General features: G+C 73.2%; 12 protein-coding genes. 8 read left to right on the top strand and 4 right to left on the bottom strand.

Annotated features, from left to right (window positions below):
• Positions 1-357: 357 nt before the first annotated feature.
• The 3 genes from AB0I22_RS22170 to AB0I22_RS22160 all read left to right on the top strand — a co-directional run bounded on the left by AB0I22_RS22170 (position 358) and on the right by AB0I22_RS22160 (position 2,789).
• Positions 358-1,563: a histidine kinase gene (locus AB0I22_RS22170; protein ID WP_363132560.1), complete on the top strand. Its 1,206-nt coding sequence runs from the start codon at positions 358-360 to the stop codon at positions 1,561-1,563.
• Entirely contained in the window at positions 1,560-2,183 is a 624-nt protein-coding gene (locus AB0I22_RS22165; RefSeq protein WP_363132559.1) for a response regulator transcription factor, read from the top strand. Before AB0I22_RS22170 ends, AB0I22_RS22165 begins: the two co-directional genes overlap by 4 nt.
• 258 nt (positions 2,184-2,441) lie before the next feature.
• On the top strand, positions 2,442-2,789 hold the full coding sequence (locus AB0I22_RS22160; protein WP_363132558.1) for an SH3 domain-containing protein: 348 nt from the start codon (positions 2,442-2,444) through the stop codon (positions 2,787-2,789).
• 173 nt (positions 2,790-2,962) lie between these two features.
• Here the strand turns inward: AB0I22_RS22160 and AB0I22_RS22155 are convergent, their stop codons facing one another.
• The 3 genes from AB0I22_RS22155 to AB0I22_RS22145 form a co-directional block, all read right to left on the bottom strand.
• A complete protein-coding gene (locus AB0I22_RS22155; RefSeq protein ID WP_363132557.1) occupies positions 2,963-4,153 on the bottom strand; it encodes a lipid-transfer protein in 1,191 nt (396 codons plus the stop codon).
• Positions 4,154-4,165: 12 nt separating this feature from the next.
• Positions 4,166-6,349 (bottom strand): acyl-CoA dehydrogenase, encoded by a 2,184-nt coding sequence (locus AB0I22_RS22150; protein WP_363132556.1) that lies wholly within the window; start codon positions 6,347-6,349, stop codon positions 4,166-4,168.
• Positions 6,350-6,577: 228 nt separating this feature from the next.
• Positions 6,578-8,134: a SpoIIE family protein phosphatase gene (locus AB0I22_RS22145; protein ID WP_363132555.1), complete on the bottom strand. Its 1,557-nt coding sequence runs from the start codon at positions 8,132-8,134 to the stop codon at positions 6,578-6,580.
• 364 nt (positions 8,135-8,498) lie between these two features.
• Here AB0I22_RS22145 and AB0I22_RS22140 point away from each other — a divergent pair, with 364 nt between their 5' ends.
• The 4 genes from AB0I22_RS22140 (at position 8,499) to AB0I22_RS22125 (ending at position 12,716) form a co-directional block, all read left to right on the top strand.
• Positions 8,499-9,137 (top strand): class I SAM-dependent methyltransferase, encoded by a 639-nt coding sequence (locus tag AB0I22_RS22140; RefSeq protein ID WP_363132554.1) that lies wholly within the window; start codon positions 8,499-8,501, stop codon positions 9,135-9,137.
• 229 nt (positions 9,138-9,366) lie between these two features.
• Entirely contained in the window at positions 9,367-10,242 is an 876-nt protein-coding gene (locus AB0I22_RS22135) for an N-acetylmuramoyl-L-alanine amidase (RefSeq protein ID WP_363132553.1), read from the top strand.
• Between the two features lie 333 nt (positions 10,243-10,575).
• Positions 10,576-11,457 carry a hypothetical protein gene (locus tag AB0I22_RS22130; RefSeq protein WP_363132552.1) on the top strand — a complete coding sequence of 294 codons (882 nt, stop codon included), beginning with the start codon at positions 10,576-10,578 and terminating at the stop codon, positions 11,455-11,457.
• Between the two features lie 248 nt (positions 11,458-11,705).
• On the top strand, positions 11,706-12,716 hold the full coding sequence (locus AB0I22_RS22125; RefSeq protein WP_363132551.1) for an LLM class F420-dependent oxidoreductase: 1,011 nt from the start codon (positions 11,706-11,708) through the stop codon (positions 12,714-12,716).
• 174 nt (positions 12,717-12,890) lie between these two features.
• Here the strand turns inward: AB0I22_RS22125 and AB0I22_RS22120 are convergent, their stop codons facing one another.
• The gene (locus tag AB0I22_RS22120; protein ID WP_363132592.1) at positions 12,891-14,123 is read right to left on the bottom strand and encodes an MFS transporter; all 1,233 of its coding nucleotides are present in this window, start codon (positions 14,121-14,123) and stop codon (positions 12,891-12,893) included.
• A 165-nt stretch (positions 14,124-14,288) separates the two neighbouring features.
• Between AB0I22_RS22120 and AB0I22_RS22115 the strand changes: the two genes are divergently transcribed.
• Positions 14,289-14,741, top strand: a complete 453-nt coding sequence (locus tag AB0I22_RS22115) for a helix-turn-helix domain-containing protein (RefSeq protein ID WP_363132550.1) — start codon at positions 14,289-14,291, stop codon at positions 14,739-14,741.
• The last annotated feature ends 57 nt before the right edge of the window (positions 14,742-14,798 follow it).

Below are 14,798 nucleotides of genomic sequence, written 5' to 3'. Positions count from 1 at the left end.
GGTTCGTGGACGGCAGTGGTTCATGGACGGCGGCGGTTCGGGGTGGTTCGTAGGCGATGGCGGTCGGTGGTGCGCGGCAGGCGGTACGCGGCAGGCGGTTGCACAGCTCCGGCGCGGCCGTCCGCACCGTCGATCGCGCCGGAGCCGTTGCGGCCGGCCGCCCGCGCCGTTCTAGAACGCGTTCTAGCCGGTGGCCCATGTATAGCCGATCCCCCGGCGACTGTGAAGAGCACTGCTGACGGCCCATCAGGTAACCGGCTCGACGCGCCCCTTCCCACCCCACCGGTACAAATGTCACGGCCGACCCCGGACATCCGCATCTACGCAGCTCACGGCCGGATACGTAGGGTCGTGGGCATGAGCGACATCTTGGCCAACGTCCCGCGCAAGGCGCCGAACAGGTGGGCCCTCCTGCCCTGGCTCTTCATCCTCAGCGGGAACGCCATCGACGTCGCCGAGGGCGAGCCGCCGCTGCCCTGGCTCGCCGCCGCGGGCTTGCTGATCTTCGCCGGCTGCTACGCCGGCACCGTCACCCTGGGCTTCGACGAGCGTCGCCACTCCCACCTGGCCCGAAGCCTGCTCGCCGTCGAGGCCGCGGCCGCCTACCCCCTCGCCATCGGCTACGGATCCCAGTGGACCCACTGTTTCCTCCTGCTGGCGGTCAGCGCGGGCGTCACGCTGCGCGGCACGCAGCGCGCCCTGGGCCTCACAATGATGATCTTCTCCGGCTCGGCCGGGGCCATCACCGGAATATTCGGCGACGGGAGCGAAGCGGCGCTCATGGGGTACGGCACTCTGCTCTCCGGCGTGGTCATCGCCATGGTCATCTCCCTCTTCGAGGCCGTGCGTCAGCTCCGCGACACCCGCGAGGAACTGGCGCGCGGCGCCGTCGAACAGGAGCGGCTCCGCTTCTCCCGCGACCTGCACGACCTGCTCGGCCACACCATGTCCGTGATCGTCGTCAAGGCCGAGGCCGTACGCCGCCTGGCGCCCCGCGACCTGGACGCCGCGCTCGGCCAGGCCGCCGACATCGAGGCCGTCGGCCGGCAGGCGCTCACCGAGATCCGCGAGGCCGTCTCCGGCTACCGCGAGGGCAGCCTGACCACGGAACTCGACCGCGCCCGCTCCCTCCTGGAAGCCTCCGGCATCGACACCCGGATCACCCAGTCCGGCCCGCCGCTGGCGCCGCAGACCGAGGCGCTGCTGGGCTGGGTGGTGCGCGAGGGCGTCACCAACGTCGTGCGGCACAGCGGCGCGGCCAACTGCTCGGTGGAGGTCCGCGGCAAGCCCGACGGCGTCCACCTGGAGATCACCGACGACGGCCGCGGCCCGGCCGCCTCGCCCGACACCGCTCGCGGTACGGGCCTCAAGGGGCTCACCGAACGGCTGGCCGCCGCGGGGGGCTCCCTGACCAGCGGGTCCGCCGGGCGTCGCGGTTATCGTCTGGTGGCGGAACTGCCGGTGGACGCGGACGAAGACGCGGACGACGACCGTTCGGCATCGACGAAGAGCAGGACCGAGAACACGACCGAGAACAGGACCCAGGAGGCCCGGACCACATGACCGAGGTGGCCAAGGTGACCAAGGTGTTGCTCGCCGAGGACCAGGGGATGATGCGGGGCGCGCTCGCGCTGCTGCTCGGCCTTGAGGACGACATCGAGGTCGTCGCCCAGGTCTCGAACGGGGACGAGATCCTGCCCACGGCCAAGGACGTACGGCCGGACGTCGCGCTGCTCGACATCGAGCTGCCGGGGCGCAGCGGGCTGGACGCCGCCGCCGAGCTGCGCGGGGCGCTGCCGGAGTGCCGGGTGCTGATTCTGACCACGTTCGGCCGTCCGGGGTACCTGCGCCGGGCGATGGAGGCCGGGGCCAGCGGGTTCCTGGTGAAGGACGGGCCGGTGGAGGAACTGGCGGCGGCGATCCGGCGGGTGCTGGCGGGTGAGCGGGTCATCGATCCGGCGCTGGCGGCGGCGGCGCTGAGCGCGGGGCCCAATCCGCTCACGCAGCGCGAGCGGGATGTGCTGGCGGCGGCGGTGGACGGGGCGACCGTCGCCGACATCGCGGGCCGGGTGCATCTGTCCCCCGCGACCGTGCGCAATTACCTCTCCGCGGCGATCGGGAAGACGGGGACCCGCAACCGGATGGAGGCAGTGCGCACGGCCCGCCAGAACGGCTGGCTCTAGTTGGGCGCAAAGGGCTGCGGGGTTCCGGAGGGGCGCCAGGCAGGCAACCGCACACAGTGACGAGTTGCGGACATAGAGCCACATATTTAGCGTGAGGCGCGTGAGGCACGCAGTACATCTCATAAGGGATGGACCGCACTCACAGCCGGAGAAAGGCCACCACGCCGCGGCAGCGCGGCGCGGCCCCGGCCATGCGTCCCCGAACGCCCCGGCTCCCCGTTCCATCCCGTTGGGATGTCCCTTCGCAGGAGGAAGCAGATGTTTCCGCAGTCGAAGCTCAGCAAGCTCGCCCTCGTGACCGCCACCGGCGCCCTCGCCGCCGCCACCGCGGTCGGCCCCGCCATCGCCGCCCCGGCGGGCGACGGCCACGCCCCGTACAAGGGGCGCGTCATCGCCAAGACCGGCCTGCTGGTCCGCACCGGACCGAGCACCCATTACAAGGTGATCGGCAAGCACAAGTACGGCCAGATCGTGCACATCGTGTGCAAGGTCAACGGCCAGAACATCCGCGGCAACCCGCGCTGGTACCTGCTCAGCGACGGTACGTACGGGTGGTCCTCCGCCCGCTACATCCGCAACATCGGGCGGGCCCCGGCCTGGTGCTGACCCGCGGCGCGGGCTGACGCCGGCCGCGGCTCGTACGCCGCACACGGCCTGTACGCCGCACACGACCGTACGCCGCCCGCGCCCCGCGATCCCCGTACGCCCCCGCCTCCCGATTTCGGGTGGGCCGGGGCGTACGGCATGCCGTGCGTTTTTCGGCCCTGTACGCGCGGCCGCTACGGCTTGCGCAGCAGCGTGACCACGGCCGCGCCGCCCAGCCCGATGTTGTGCGCGAGGCCGGTACGCGCGCCCTCGACCTGGCGGGGGCCCGCCTCGCCGCGCAGCTGCCAGACCAGTTCGGCGGCCTGTGCGAGGCCCGTCGCGCCGAGCGGGTGGCCCTTGGAGATCAGCCCGCCGGACGGGTTGACGACCCATCGGCCGCCGTACGTCGTCGCGCCGTCGGCGACGAGCTTGCCGGACTCGCCGTCCGCGCACATCCCCAACGCCTCATAGGTGATCAGCTCGTTGACGGAGAAGCAGTCGTGCAGCTCGATCACGTCGACGTCCTCGATGCCGAGCCCGGAGCGCTCGTAGACCTGCCGGGCCGCCGCCCGCGACATGGGCTTGCCGACGACGTCGACGCACGAGCCGGAGGCGAAGCTCTCCTCGGTGTCCGTGGTCATGGCCTGGGCGCTGATCTCCACCGCCCGTTCCATCAGGCCGTGTTCGGCGGCGAAGCGCTCGGACACGACGACGGCGGCGGCCGACCCGTCGGAGGTCGGGGAGCACTGGAGCTTGGTCAGCGGCCGGTGGATGGTCCTGGCCGCCAGCACCTCGTCCACCGAATAGGCCTCCTGGAACTGGGCGTTGGGGTTGCCCGTCGAGTGCCGGTGGTTCTTCGCGCCGACGGCGGCGAGCTGTTCGGCGGTGGTGCCGTACCGCTCCATGTGCTCGCGGGCGGCGTTGCCGAAGATCTGGGCGGTGGGCGGGGTCTGCTCGAAGCCGTGCCGGGCGGCCATGACGCCGTAGTGCCGGGCCACGGGCGAGGTCTTGAAGTCGCCGCCGTCCGCGCCGCCGCCGAGCGCGCCCTTCTTCATCTTCTCGAAGCCGAGCGCGAGCACGCAGTCGTTGACGCCCGCCTCGACGAACTGGCGGGCCAGCATCAGCGCCGTGGCGCCGGTCGCGCAGTTGTTGTTGACGTTGTAGACGGGGACGCCGGTCAGGCCGAGCCCGTAGGCCGCGCGCTGTCCGGCGGTCGAGCCCTGGTAGCAGTAGCCGACGGGCACCTGCTCGACGAGCCCGTACGGTATCCCGGCGTCGGCGAGCGCCTTGGAGCCCGCTTCTTCGGCCATGTCCCAGTACTGCCAGTCCCGGCTCTCGGGCTTCTCGAACTTCGTCATCCCGACGCCGACGATGTACGCCTTCATACGGCTAGCTCCTCAGATCAGGGGGCGGGGCTCCGGGTCGCGCGGCAGGCCGAGCAGCCGTTCCGCGACGACGTTGAGCTGCACCTGCGTCGTGCCGCCCGCGATGGTCAGGCAGCGGGACATCAGGAAGCCGTGCAGGGCCCGCTCGCCCGGCCCCTCGCGCACCGCGCCCTGCGGGCCGAGGAGTTCCAGGGCGAGTTCGGCGACCTTCTGCTGGTGCGGGGTCTGGACGAGCTTGCGGATGCTGGCGCCCGCGCCGGGCTCCAGGCCCAGGGTCTGCTGGAGGGTCGTACGGAGCCCGATGCAGGCGAGCGCGTGGGCCTCGGCGGCGAGCGCGCCGACCCGTTCGCGCACCGATCCGTCGGCGTCCCCGGTCCGCGCGATCAGCGTCTCCAGGCCGGTGTCGAAGGTGAGCTGGTCGGCCATGTGGACGCGTTCGTTGCCCAGGGTGTGGCGGGCGACCCGCCAGCCGTCGCCCACCTCGCCGACCACGGCGTCGGGCGGCAGCAGCGCGTCGTCGAAGTAGACCTCGTTGAAGAGGGAGTCCCCGGTGATCTCCTTCAGCGGCCGGATGTCGATGCCCTCGGTCCGCTTCATGTCGACGACGAAGTAGGTCAGCCCCTTGTGCTTGGGGGCGTCGGGGTCGGTACGGGCCAGCAGGATGCCGTAGTGCGCCCACTGGGCGGCCGACGTCCACACCTTCTGGCCGCTGATCCGCCAGCCGTCCTCCGTGCGTACGGCCTTGGTGCGCAGCGAGGCGAGGTCGGAGCCGGCGCCCGGCTCGGAGAACAGCTGGCACCACAGCACCTCGCCGCGGAGCGTCGGCGGCAGGTATTGGTCGCGCTGCGCCTCGGAGCCGTGGGCGATGAGGGAGGGCACCACCCAGGTGGCGATGCCGAGGTCGCTCACCTTGACCTGAGCCGCCTTCAGTTCCTGCTGTACGGCCAGCTGTTGTACGGGGCCGGCGCCGAGCCCGTACGGCGGCGGCAGGTGCGGGGCGGCGTAGCCGGCGGGGGCGAGGGCGCGGCGGGCGGCGGCGGGGTCGAGGCCGCGGGCGGCCTCGATGGCGGTGCGCGCCCGCGCGCGGTGGGCGTCGGCCTCCGGGGGCAGTTCCAGGCGCAGTTCGCGGCGGGCCCCGTCGGCGGCGAGGCGGGCGGCGCGCAGCCGGTGGGTCGAGCCGGGGCCGAGCAGCTGGCGGGCGACGGTGGCGCGGCGCAGATAGAGGTGGGCGTCGTGTTCCCAGGTGAAGCCGATGCCGCCGAGTATCTGGATGCAGTCCTTGGCGCAGCTGTACGCGGCGTCCAGCGCGGTGGCCGCCGCGAGGGCCGCCGTCAGGGCCCGCGCGCCGGGCTCCGCGTCCATCGCGCGGGCGGCGTCCCAGGTGAGGGCGCGGGCCTGTTCGGTGCGTACGAGCATGTCGGCGCAGAGGTGCTTGACGGCCTGGAACTGGCCGATGGGGCGGCCGAACTGCTCGCGGACCTTCGCGTACTCGGCGGCGGTCGCCAGCGCCCAGTCCGCGGTGCCGCACGCCTCGGCGGCGAACAGGACGGCGGCGAGGTCGCGGACGAGCGCGCCGTCCACGGCCACGGTCCGCCCGGCGGGCACGGCGGTCCCCGCGGCCGTGACCTCGGCGGTGGGCCGGGTGGCGTCGGCGCTGTCCTGGGCCCGTACGGTCAGCGTCCGGGCGTCGACGGCGAGCCACAGCGGGCCGTCGGCGGCCTCGGCGGTCAGGAGGATCAGGTCGGCGTCCGCACCGCCGAGCACGGGCGGGGCGGTGCCGTCGAGTACGTAGCCGTCGCCGGTCGCGACGGCCGTCAGCGAACCGGCGCCGAGGGCGACGGCCGCGGCGCGCTTCCCGTCGACGAGGGTGCGGGCGAGGTCGGGGCGGTCCCCCGCGTTCAGCAGGGTCGAGGCGAGCACGGTGGGCAGGTACGGGCCGGGGAGCGCGGCCCGGCCGGTCTCCTCCAGGACCACCGCCAGGTCCAGCAGTTCGCCGCCGTCGCCCCCGCACTCGTGCGGCAAGTGCGGTCCGAGCAGCCCGAGTTCGGCGAGCCCGGCCCACCACGCGGGCCGTCCGGCGTCGCCGCCGGGGGCGTCGAGGAGTTTGCGCACCTCTTCGGGCGGCACGGCGCGGGCGATCCAGCCGCGGACGGCCTGCGCCAATTCGCGTTGCTCTTGCGTGATTCCGATGCCCATGCGCGCAGACTAGAACACGTTTCATTCTGACGGAAGGTCAGTTACGGGGTAGGTCAGTTACGGGGAAGGGCAGTTACGAGGAAGGTCGGTCGCCAGGGAAGGCCGGGCGGCAGGGAAGGCCGGGCGGCAGCTCCCTTGGAGGGCTCGGCTTTCGGGCTCGGACGCACCGGCCACGGGGGAGGCGGCGCCCCTCACCACCCCGCCGCCGTTCAAGCGACGACGCCCCGATCAGCAGGACACCGCGCACTCCGCCGCGTCGGGAGCCGTCCGCATGGTGAACCAGACCGCCTTGCCGGTGACCTCGGGCCGGGTGCCCCAGGCGTCGGCGAGCGCCTCGACCAGGATCAGGCCGCGCCCGCACTCCTCCGTCGCCGCCGCGAGCCGCGCCCGCGGCCGGGGCGAGCTGCCGTCGCTGACCTCCACTCCCAGCTCCCGGTCGCTGAGCCACATCCGGAGGCCGATCGGGCCCCCCGCGTGGCAGACGGCGTTGGTCAGCAGCTCCGAGACCAGCAGCGGCGCCGTGTCCTCCAGCGCCGCGAGCCCCCACTCCCGCAGCACCCGCAGCAGGAACCGCCGCCCGGCCGGCACCGAGGCCCGCTCGCCGGCCAGTTCCAGCGAGGCCGTCGCGAGCGGGGCCGCGGGGAAGCCGACCAGCAGCAGGGTCACATCGTCGGCGTACGCGGCGGTGTCCGGCAGCAGCGTGTTCAGCACCCGGTCCGCGGCGGCCTCCAGGCTCACGGCGGGGGCGAAGACGTCCCGCAGCGTCGCGGTCAGCACCGCCAACTGCGCGTCGATGTCGCTGCGCGGGGTCTCCACCAGCCCGTCGGTGTAGAGGACCAGGGTCGTCCCGGCCCGGATCGTCAGGCTCACCTGCTGGTGCGGCAGCCCGCCCACCCCCAGCGGGGTGCCGGTCGGGACGGCCAGCGGCTCGACCGTCGCGTCCGGCGCGACGAGCAGCACCGGCAGATGCCCGGCCGAGCAGGCCGTCACCGTGCCGCGGCCGGGGTCCGCCTCCAGATAGACGCAGGTGACGAACTGTTCCGGCATCCCGCAGGTGAACGTGTCCAGCGCCTGGATCAGGTCGCACGGCGCGACCCCGGCCAGGGCCAGCGCCCTGGCCGCCGAGCGCAGCTGCCCCATCACGACGGCCGCGTCCAGGCCGCGCCCCATCACATCCCCGATGATCACGCCGACCCGCCCGCCGCCCAGGTCGATCAGGTCGAGCCAGTCGCCGCCGACCCCCTGACCCCGGGTCGAGGGGAGATAGCGGCTGGCCGCCATGGTGCCGGGGATCACCTCGGAGCCGCCCATCAGCTGCAGCGCGAGCGAGATGTGCCGCCGCTGCTGGTGCAGTTCGGCCAGTTCCCGCTCGGCCCGCTTGCGGTCGGTGATGTCCCGCGTGATCGAGCAGGCGGCGGTGACGGAGCCGTCCCGGGTGCGTACCGGCCACAGGGTCACGTCGACGTCCAGCAGCCGGCCGTCGCAGGCGGCCCGCCGGGTCTCGTAGTGCTCGATCCGCTCGCCCCGGCCGATCCGCTCCAGCAGCCCGGCCTCCTCGTCCTTGAGTTCCGGCGGCACCAGCATGCCGACGTGCCGGCCGACGGCCTCGACGGCGCTGTACCCGTACAGGCGCTGCGCGGCGGCGTTCCAGAAGGCGATCTGCCCGTCGAGGGTCTTGATGAGGATCGCGTCGTGGGAGGACTCCACCACCCCCCGGAGCAGCTCGTGTCCGCCCGCACTGCCCAGCAGCGTCTCCTGCGACATCACCGATGCCTCACCTCGCATGACATGCTCATTTTCCGATCAGCGAGAGCGACGGCTCACCCCGCGCGCCCGGAAGCTCGCCCGAGGGCCGGGCTCCCTCTCGGGGTGGGGCTATTGGAGCACTTCCGGACCCCATCTCCACCGACATGTCCGGTTATGACCACCACTCGCGCAACTACTGCTCCTTTACGCTCACTTCACGACTCCGCACCGCACATCGGAACATCAGACGCGACACGCCCCTCCGCACCCCGGCCCGCGCCCCCTCGGCCCCGCCCCCGGTCCTGCCCCGGCCCCGGCCCCGGCTCGTCGTGCCGCAGGCGATCCGGCACGATGGGCCGTCGAGAGACCGCCGCGACCGCCGCCCCACCCGCAGGAGGACACCATGGCGCCCAAGCCCGAGATTCTCGCCGCCTTCGAGGCGGCGAAGGGCTTCATGCCCCTCGACGAGGGGCTCGCCCTGCACGCCGCCGCCGAGGAGGCGGCCCGGCTCGGCCTGCCGCTGGTCGAGGTCGGTACGTACTGCGGGCGCTCGACCATCCTGCTCGCCGACGCCGCGCGGGGCGCCGGGGTGACCGCCGTGACGGTCGATCACCACCGCGGCAGCGAGGAGCAGCAGCCGGGCTGGGAGTACCACGACCCCGACGTCGTCGACCCCGAGGTCGGCCGTATGGACACCCTCCCCGCCTTCCGCCGCACCCTGCACGCCGCCGGGCTCGAAGAGCACGTCGTCGCCGTCGTCGGCCGCTCCCCGCAGGTCGCCGTCCTCTGGGCCGCGCCCGTCGGGCTCGTCTTCATCGACGGCGGCCACACCGACGAACACGCCGCCGGCGACTACGAGGGCTGGGCCCCGCACCTCGCGCCCGGCGGCACGCTCGTCATCCACGACGTCTTCGCCGACCCGGCCGACGGCGGCCAGGCCCCGTACCGGGTCTACCGCCGCGCCCTGGAATCCGGCGCGTTCACCGAGGTCTCGGCGACCCGCTCGCTGCACGTACTGCGCCGCACGGGCCAGGGCATATGAGCTGTACGGGCACGGTCGCGGCGCACACCGCGCACGCCGTGCCCGTACGGGCGGCTCGCACGTACGGCGCCGGACCACGCCCCGCGATCCCCCCCCGCCCGTACTGCGCCGTACGGACCACGCCGTATGCGCCGTACGGGCCAGAGCGCGTGCGCCGTACGGCCGCTGATGACGTGCCGGACGCGGCCGCGAGGCGAATGCCGAGGGGGGAGGCGTTAGCATCGCCCGCGTGTCGAACGGCAGACCTACCCCCGCGCCCCGCCGCCCCAGAGTCGGCCCCCTCGCCGCAGGGCTGGCCGTGCTCATACCGATCGGTTTCGCCGGCTGGCTGGCGTGGGACGCGGCGGCCGGCGGCGACAGCGCCGAGGACGACGCGAAGCGGCCTGCGGCGAGCGCGGCGGCGGCCCGCCCGGGGGCGCCCTCCGGAGCGCGCCCCCTCACGGGGAAAGTCGTCGTCATCGACCCTGGGCACAACCCCCGCAACCGCGACCACACCGCCGAAATAGCGCGCGCCGTCCAAGCGGGCAAGGGCCACAAGGCGTGCGACACCACCGGCACCGCCACGGAGGCCGGTTACGCCGAGGCCGCCTTCACCCTCGACGTCGCGCACCGGATGCGTACGCTCCTCGAAGCGCGGGGCGCCAAGGTCAAGCTCACTCACGACGCCGACCGGCCGTTCGGGCCGTGCGTGGACGAGCGGGCGAGAATCGGGAACGCGGCACACGCCGACGCGTCGGTTTCCGTGCACGCGGACGGTTCCACTGTCGGAAACCGCGGATTTCACGTCATTCTGCCCGCGGCCGTCAAGCAGGACGGCGCCGATACTTCAGCCATCGTCGGTCCGTCCCGAGTACTGGGCGAGCGTATTGCCGGTAAGTTCAGCCGCGCGACAGGCAGCCGCCCGGCCAACTACATCGCCGCCGGCAGCGGCCTGAATGTCCGCGATGACCTGGGCGGTCTCAACCTCTCCACCGTGCCGAAGGTGTTCATTGAATGCGGCAATATGCGTGATCCCAAGGACGCCGCCGAACTCATCGACGCGAAGTGGCGGCAAAAAGCGGCACGCGGTATCTCGGACGGCATTACGGACTTCTTGGCGCGGTAAGGCCCGCCGCCTAAGGCCCGCGACCGGCCCGTCGGAGCCCGCAGCAGGCCGCTCAATGCCTACGGCGGGCCCGGCGGGCCGCCCAATGCCCGCGGCGGGCCGCTCAATACCCGCAGCAGGCTGTTCAAAGCCTGCCCCGGGCCGCTCAAAGCCTGCTACAGGCCCTAAGGACCGGCAGGCCACGACCGTGTCACAGGGGTGAAACGATGAGGACGCCCCGACCATCCAGGGGATATGTTCACCCGTACGATGGGGGGCCACCCCCGCGCCCTCGCACCTCGCGTTCCGGCGACAGCGACAAAGAAGACCGACGAGACCGACAAAGGATTTCAGGTGAACATCCGCTCCCTCACTAGAGGCGACGGCGTGGTGATCGGAGCAGCGGTGTTGCTGTTCATCGCCTCGTTCCTCGACTACTACTCCGTCGACAACTGCGGCAGGTTCTGCGACAAGCTCGATCTCCCCAACGCGTGGTCGACGGACGAGCTTTTCCTGGTGCTTCCGTCGGTGATCCTGACCGGCCTGATCGGCGCGATCCTTATCATCGCCGCGCGTTTTCAGCCCACCGGCCGCAAGCTCGCGGGGCTCTCCCTCGACCAGTGGGGCGCGGCCCTCACGGTGGCCGCGGCCTGGTCCGCGATCTGGTCCCTGCTGGTCTCCCCCAAGCACGCCTCGGCGGGCATCGGCTCCATCCTCACCGTGATCGCGACCCTGGCGCTCGCCGCCGCGGCCGTGCTCACGCCGCGCCTCCCGGCGCTGAAGGCGGGCCTGCTGCCGGCCGCGGCCCCGAAGCCGTCCCCGTACGGCGTGGGCCCGAACCCGGGGTACGGCTACCCCGGCCCGGCCGCCGGCCAGCCCGGCGGCCCCTCCCCATACGGCGCGCAGCCCGGCGGCCAGCAGCCGTACGGAGCCCAGCCCGGCCCGCAGCAGCACAGCCAGGGCGGTCAGCCGATGGCCGCCCAGCAGCAGCCGGGCCCGGCCGCGCAGCAGCAGCCCGCCGCGGCGCAGCCCGGTCCGGAGTTCGCCCCGTTCTGGTTCGCGGTACCGGTCGCCCGTCCGCTGTACGGGGAGGACGGCGCGCCCACGCCGATCGCTGAGCTCGCGCCCGGCACCTGGTACCTCGCGGTGGACCAGCGCGGTCAGGCGCTCGTCGCCCAGACGCAGGACGGCCGCCGCGGCGTCCTCCAGGACACCACGGGCATCCAGCGCGGCTGACGGCCGACACCGCGCACATCGCACCTCCGGCCCCTCGCCCGCACTCGCGGGCGGGGGGCCGTTGCGTTGCCCGGGCTCTCAGGGGGTATGGGCCGGGCGGGCTCGCCGGGTGGCAAGGGCCGGGCGGGGGCGTCCCGCGCTGGGGGCGTTGCCTAGTCCGTGCCCCGGCCCGTACAGTCACGACGCATTGAACTGACGCAGCGTCAGCTACACCCGGCGTCAGCAACGGCGACCGTGGAGGGCACACCATGCGGCTCGGCCTCGCACTCGGCTACTGGGGGCGCGGCCCCGACCCCCGCCACCTCGAACTCGCCCGGCTGGCCGAGGACTTGGGATACCACTCGCTCTGGACGTCCGAGTCCTGGGGCTCGGACGCCTTCACCGCGCTGACCTGGTTCGCCGCGCACACCACGCGGATCAGGCTCGGCACGGCCATCGCGCAGATGGCCGCCCGTACGCCCACGGCCACCGCCATGCACGCGCTGACGCTCGATCACCTCAGCGGGGGCCGGGTGCTGCTCGGCCTCGGGCTGTCGGGCCCGCAGGTCGTGGAGGGCTGGTACGGGCGCCCGTTCCCCAAGAGCCCGCTGACCGCGACGCGCGAGTACGTGGACGTGATCCGGCAGGTCCTGCGGCGCGAGGCCCCGGTCCAGTCGGCCGGGCGCTTCCACCCCCACCCGTACCGGGGCCCCGACGCCACCGGGCTCGGCAAGCCCCTCAAGCCGATCACCCACCCGCTCCGCGCGGACCTGCCCGTACTGCTCGGCGCGGAGGGCCCCAAGAACATCGCGCAGACGGCGCGCATCGCCGACGGCTGGCTGCCGCTGTACTGGTCCCCGGCGCGCGCCGACGTGTACGCGCCGGCCCTCGCCGAGGCGCCGCCCGGCTTCCTGGTCGCGCCCATGGCCCAGGCCCGACTCTGCGACGACGTCGCCGAAGGGCTGCTGCCGGTCAAGGCGATGCTGGGCTTCTACATCGGCGGCATGGGCCACGCGACCCGCAACTTCCACGCCGACCTCATGGCCCGGATGGGGTACGGGGAGGCGGCCCGGCGGGTACAGGAACTGTTCGGGGAAGGCCGCCGCGACGAGGCGATAGCCGCCGTGCCGGACGCGTTCGCCGACGAGATCTCGCTGGTCGGCCCGCGCGCCCGGATCGCGGAGCGGCTGGAGCTGTGGCGCGCGGGCCCGGTCACGGACCTCCTGGTCACGGCCCCGGACCCGGCGACGCTGCGGGTGCTCGCGGAGCTGAACAGCTGAGCGGGGCCGGGGCGTGTGGAGGCCGGGGCGCTCGGGGGCCGGGACGGTCGTACAGCCGGGCCGCCCGTACAGCGGGTCCGTGGCGGACGCCCGTACGGCTGAGCGGGGACCGTGGCGGACGCTCGTACGGCTGAGCAAGGTCCGTGGCGGACGCTCGTACGGGGCCGGTCGAGCTTACGAGGCCGGGGCGGCGGCCGGTCCCTGCCCGCCGCGCCGGGTGAATGCCCAGAGCGCCAGCCCGGCGCAGCTGAACGCGGCGCCCAGCGCGCAGACCGCGCCCCAGCCCGCCGCCGCGTAGAGGGAGGTAGCGGCGATGGCGCCGGTGGCGCTGCCGATGGAGTAGAAGACCATGTATCCGCCGATCAGGCGGCTGCCCGCGACCGGGTGCAGCGCGTAGATCAGGGTCTGGTTGGTGACGTGGACCGCCTGCACGGCGAGGTCGAGCAGGACGACCCCGACGATCAGGGCCCAGAGCGAGGTGCGGGTGAAGGCCAGGGGCAGCCACGCGGCGGTGAGCAGGGCCAGGGCGATGCCGGTGGTCCGCCCGGAGAGTCCGCGGTCGTTGAGGCGGCCCGCCGCGGTCGCGGCCAGGGCGCCGGCGACGCCGATCAGGCCCAGCGCGCCGATCGCGCTGTGGGACAGGGAGTACGGGGGTTCGCTGAGCGGTAGCGCGACGCTGCTCCAGAGGGTGCTGAAGGCGGCGAAGATCAGCAGTCCGAACAGGGCCCGGAGCCGCAGCAGCCGCTCCCGTGCGAACAGGGTGACCGTGGAGCGCAGGAGTTGGCCGTAGCGCAGGGCGGTCGTCGGCGAGGCGCCGCTGTGCCGGGGCAGTACGCGGTGCAGGACCAGGGCGAGCAGTGCGGTGAGCGACGCGGAGGCGAGGTAGACGGAGCGCCAGCCCGCGAGGTCGGCCAGCAGGCCGGACGCGGTGCGGGCGAGCAGGATGCCGGTGACCACGCCGCTGGTGACCAGGCCGACGACGCGGCCGCGCCCGGCGGGCGGGGCCAGTGACGCCGCGAAGGCCGCCAGCGTCTGCGTGACGACGGCGAGCAGCCCCATCGCGGCCATGCCCGCGAGCAGTGCCGCAGCCGTGGGGGCGGCGGCCACCACGATCAACGCGACTACCAGGAGCAGCAGTTGGGCGACGATGAGCCGTCTGCGGTCGGCCACGTCGCCCAGCGGCACGAGGAAGAAGAGCCCCAGTCCGTATCCGACCTGCGTGAGGGTGACGACGCCGCCGACGAGGGCCGGGCTCATGGCGAGGTCGTGGCCCATGGTCACCAGGAGCGGCTGGGAGAAGTAGACGTTGGCCACGGCGGCGCCGCAGGCGACGGCGAACAGCGCGACGAGGCCGCGGGGCAGGGCGGGCGCGGGGCCGTCTCCGCTTCGGGGTTCGGCCCGTCGCATCACAGTCGCGCCATCACTATCGCCCTTGAGCTTGCCCTCACCCTTGGCCTTGGCCTTGCCCGACATCGGCGCCCCTCCACGCATCTGGTTTCATCTTGCTACCAGAAAGGAAAGTAGCCGCCTTGGTAGCATGTTGCAACCGTCATGAGGAGAGTGAGGGACGCCATGGTCACCAGGACGCGCTTCGACGACAGCGACTGCCCCGTAGCCCGGTCCGTGGACGCGATCGGCGACTGGTGGTCCCTGCTGATCGTGCGGGACGCCTTCGACGGAAGCCGGCGGTTCGGGGAGTTCCAGCGCAGCCTCGGCGTGGCCAAGAACATCCTCACGGCGCGGCTGCGCGGCCTCGTCGCGGGCGGTGTCCTCGAAACCGTCCCCGCCTCGGACGGCAGCGCCTACCGCGAGTACGTACTGACGCCGAAGGGCAGAGCCCTGTTCCCCGTCATCGTGGCGCTGCGGCAGTGGGGCGAAGGGAACTTCTTCGCCCCCGGCGAACCGCACTCACAGCTGGTCGACCGCAGGCAGGAACGCCCGCTGCGCGCACTGGAGGTGCTGTCCGCGGACGGACGCCGACTGGACCCCGACGACACCGCGGTCCACAAGGTGCCGACCGAGTGATGCGGGCCGGGGCCCCGCGCATCGTGCGTCGCGCATCGTGCGTCGCGCATCGTGCGT

Source organism: Streptomyces sp. NPDC050610, assembly GCF_040654875.1.
Lineage (GTDB): Bacteria > Actinomycetota > Actinomycetes > Streptomycetales > Streptomycetaceae > Streptomyces.
This window is presented reverse-complemented; position numbering and strand designations above follow the sequence as displayed.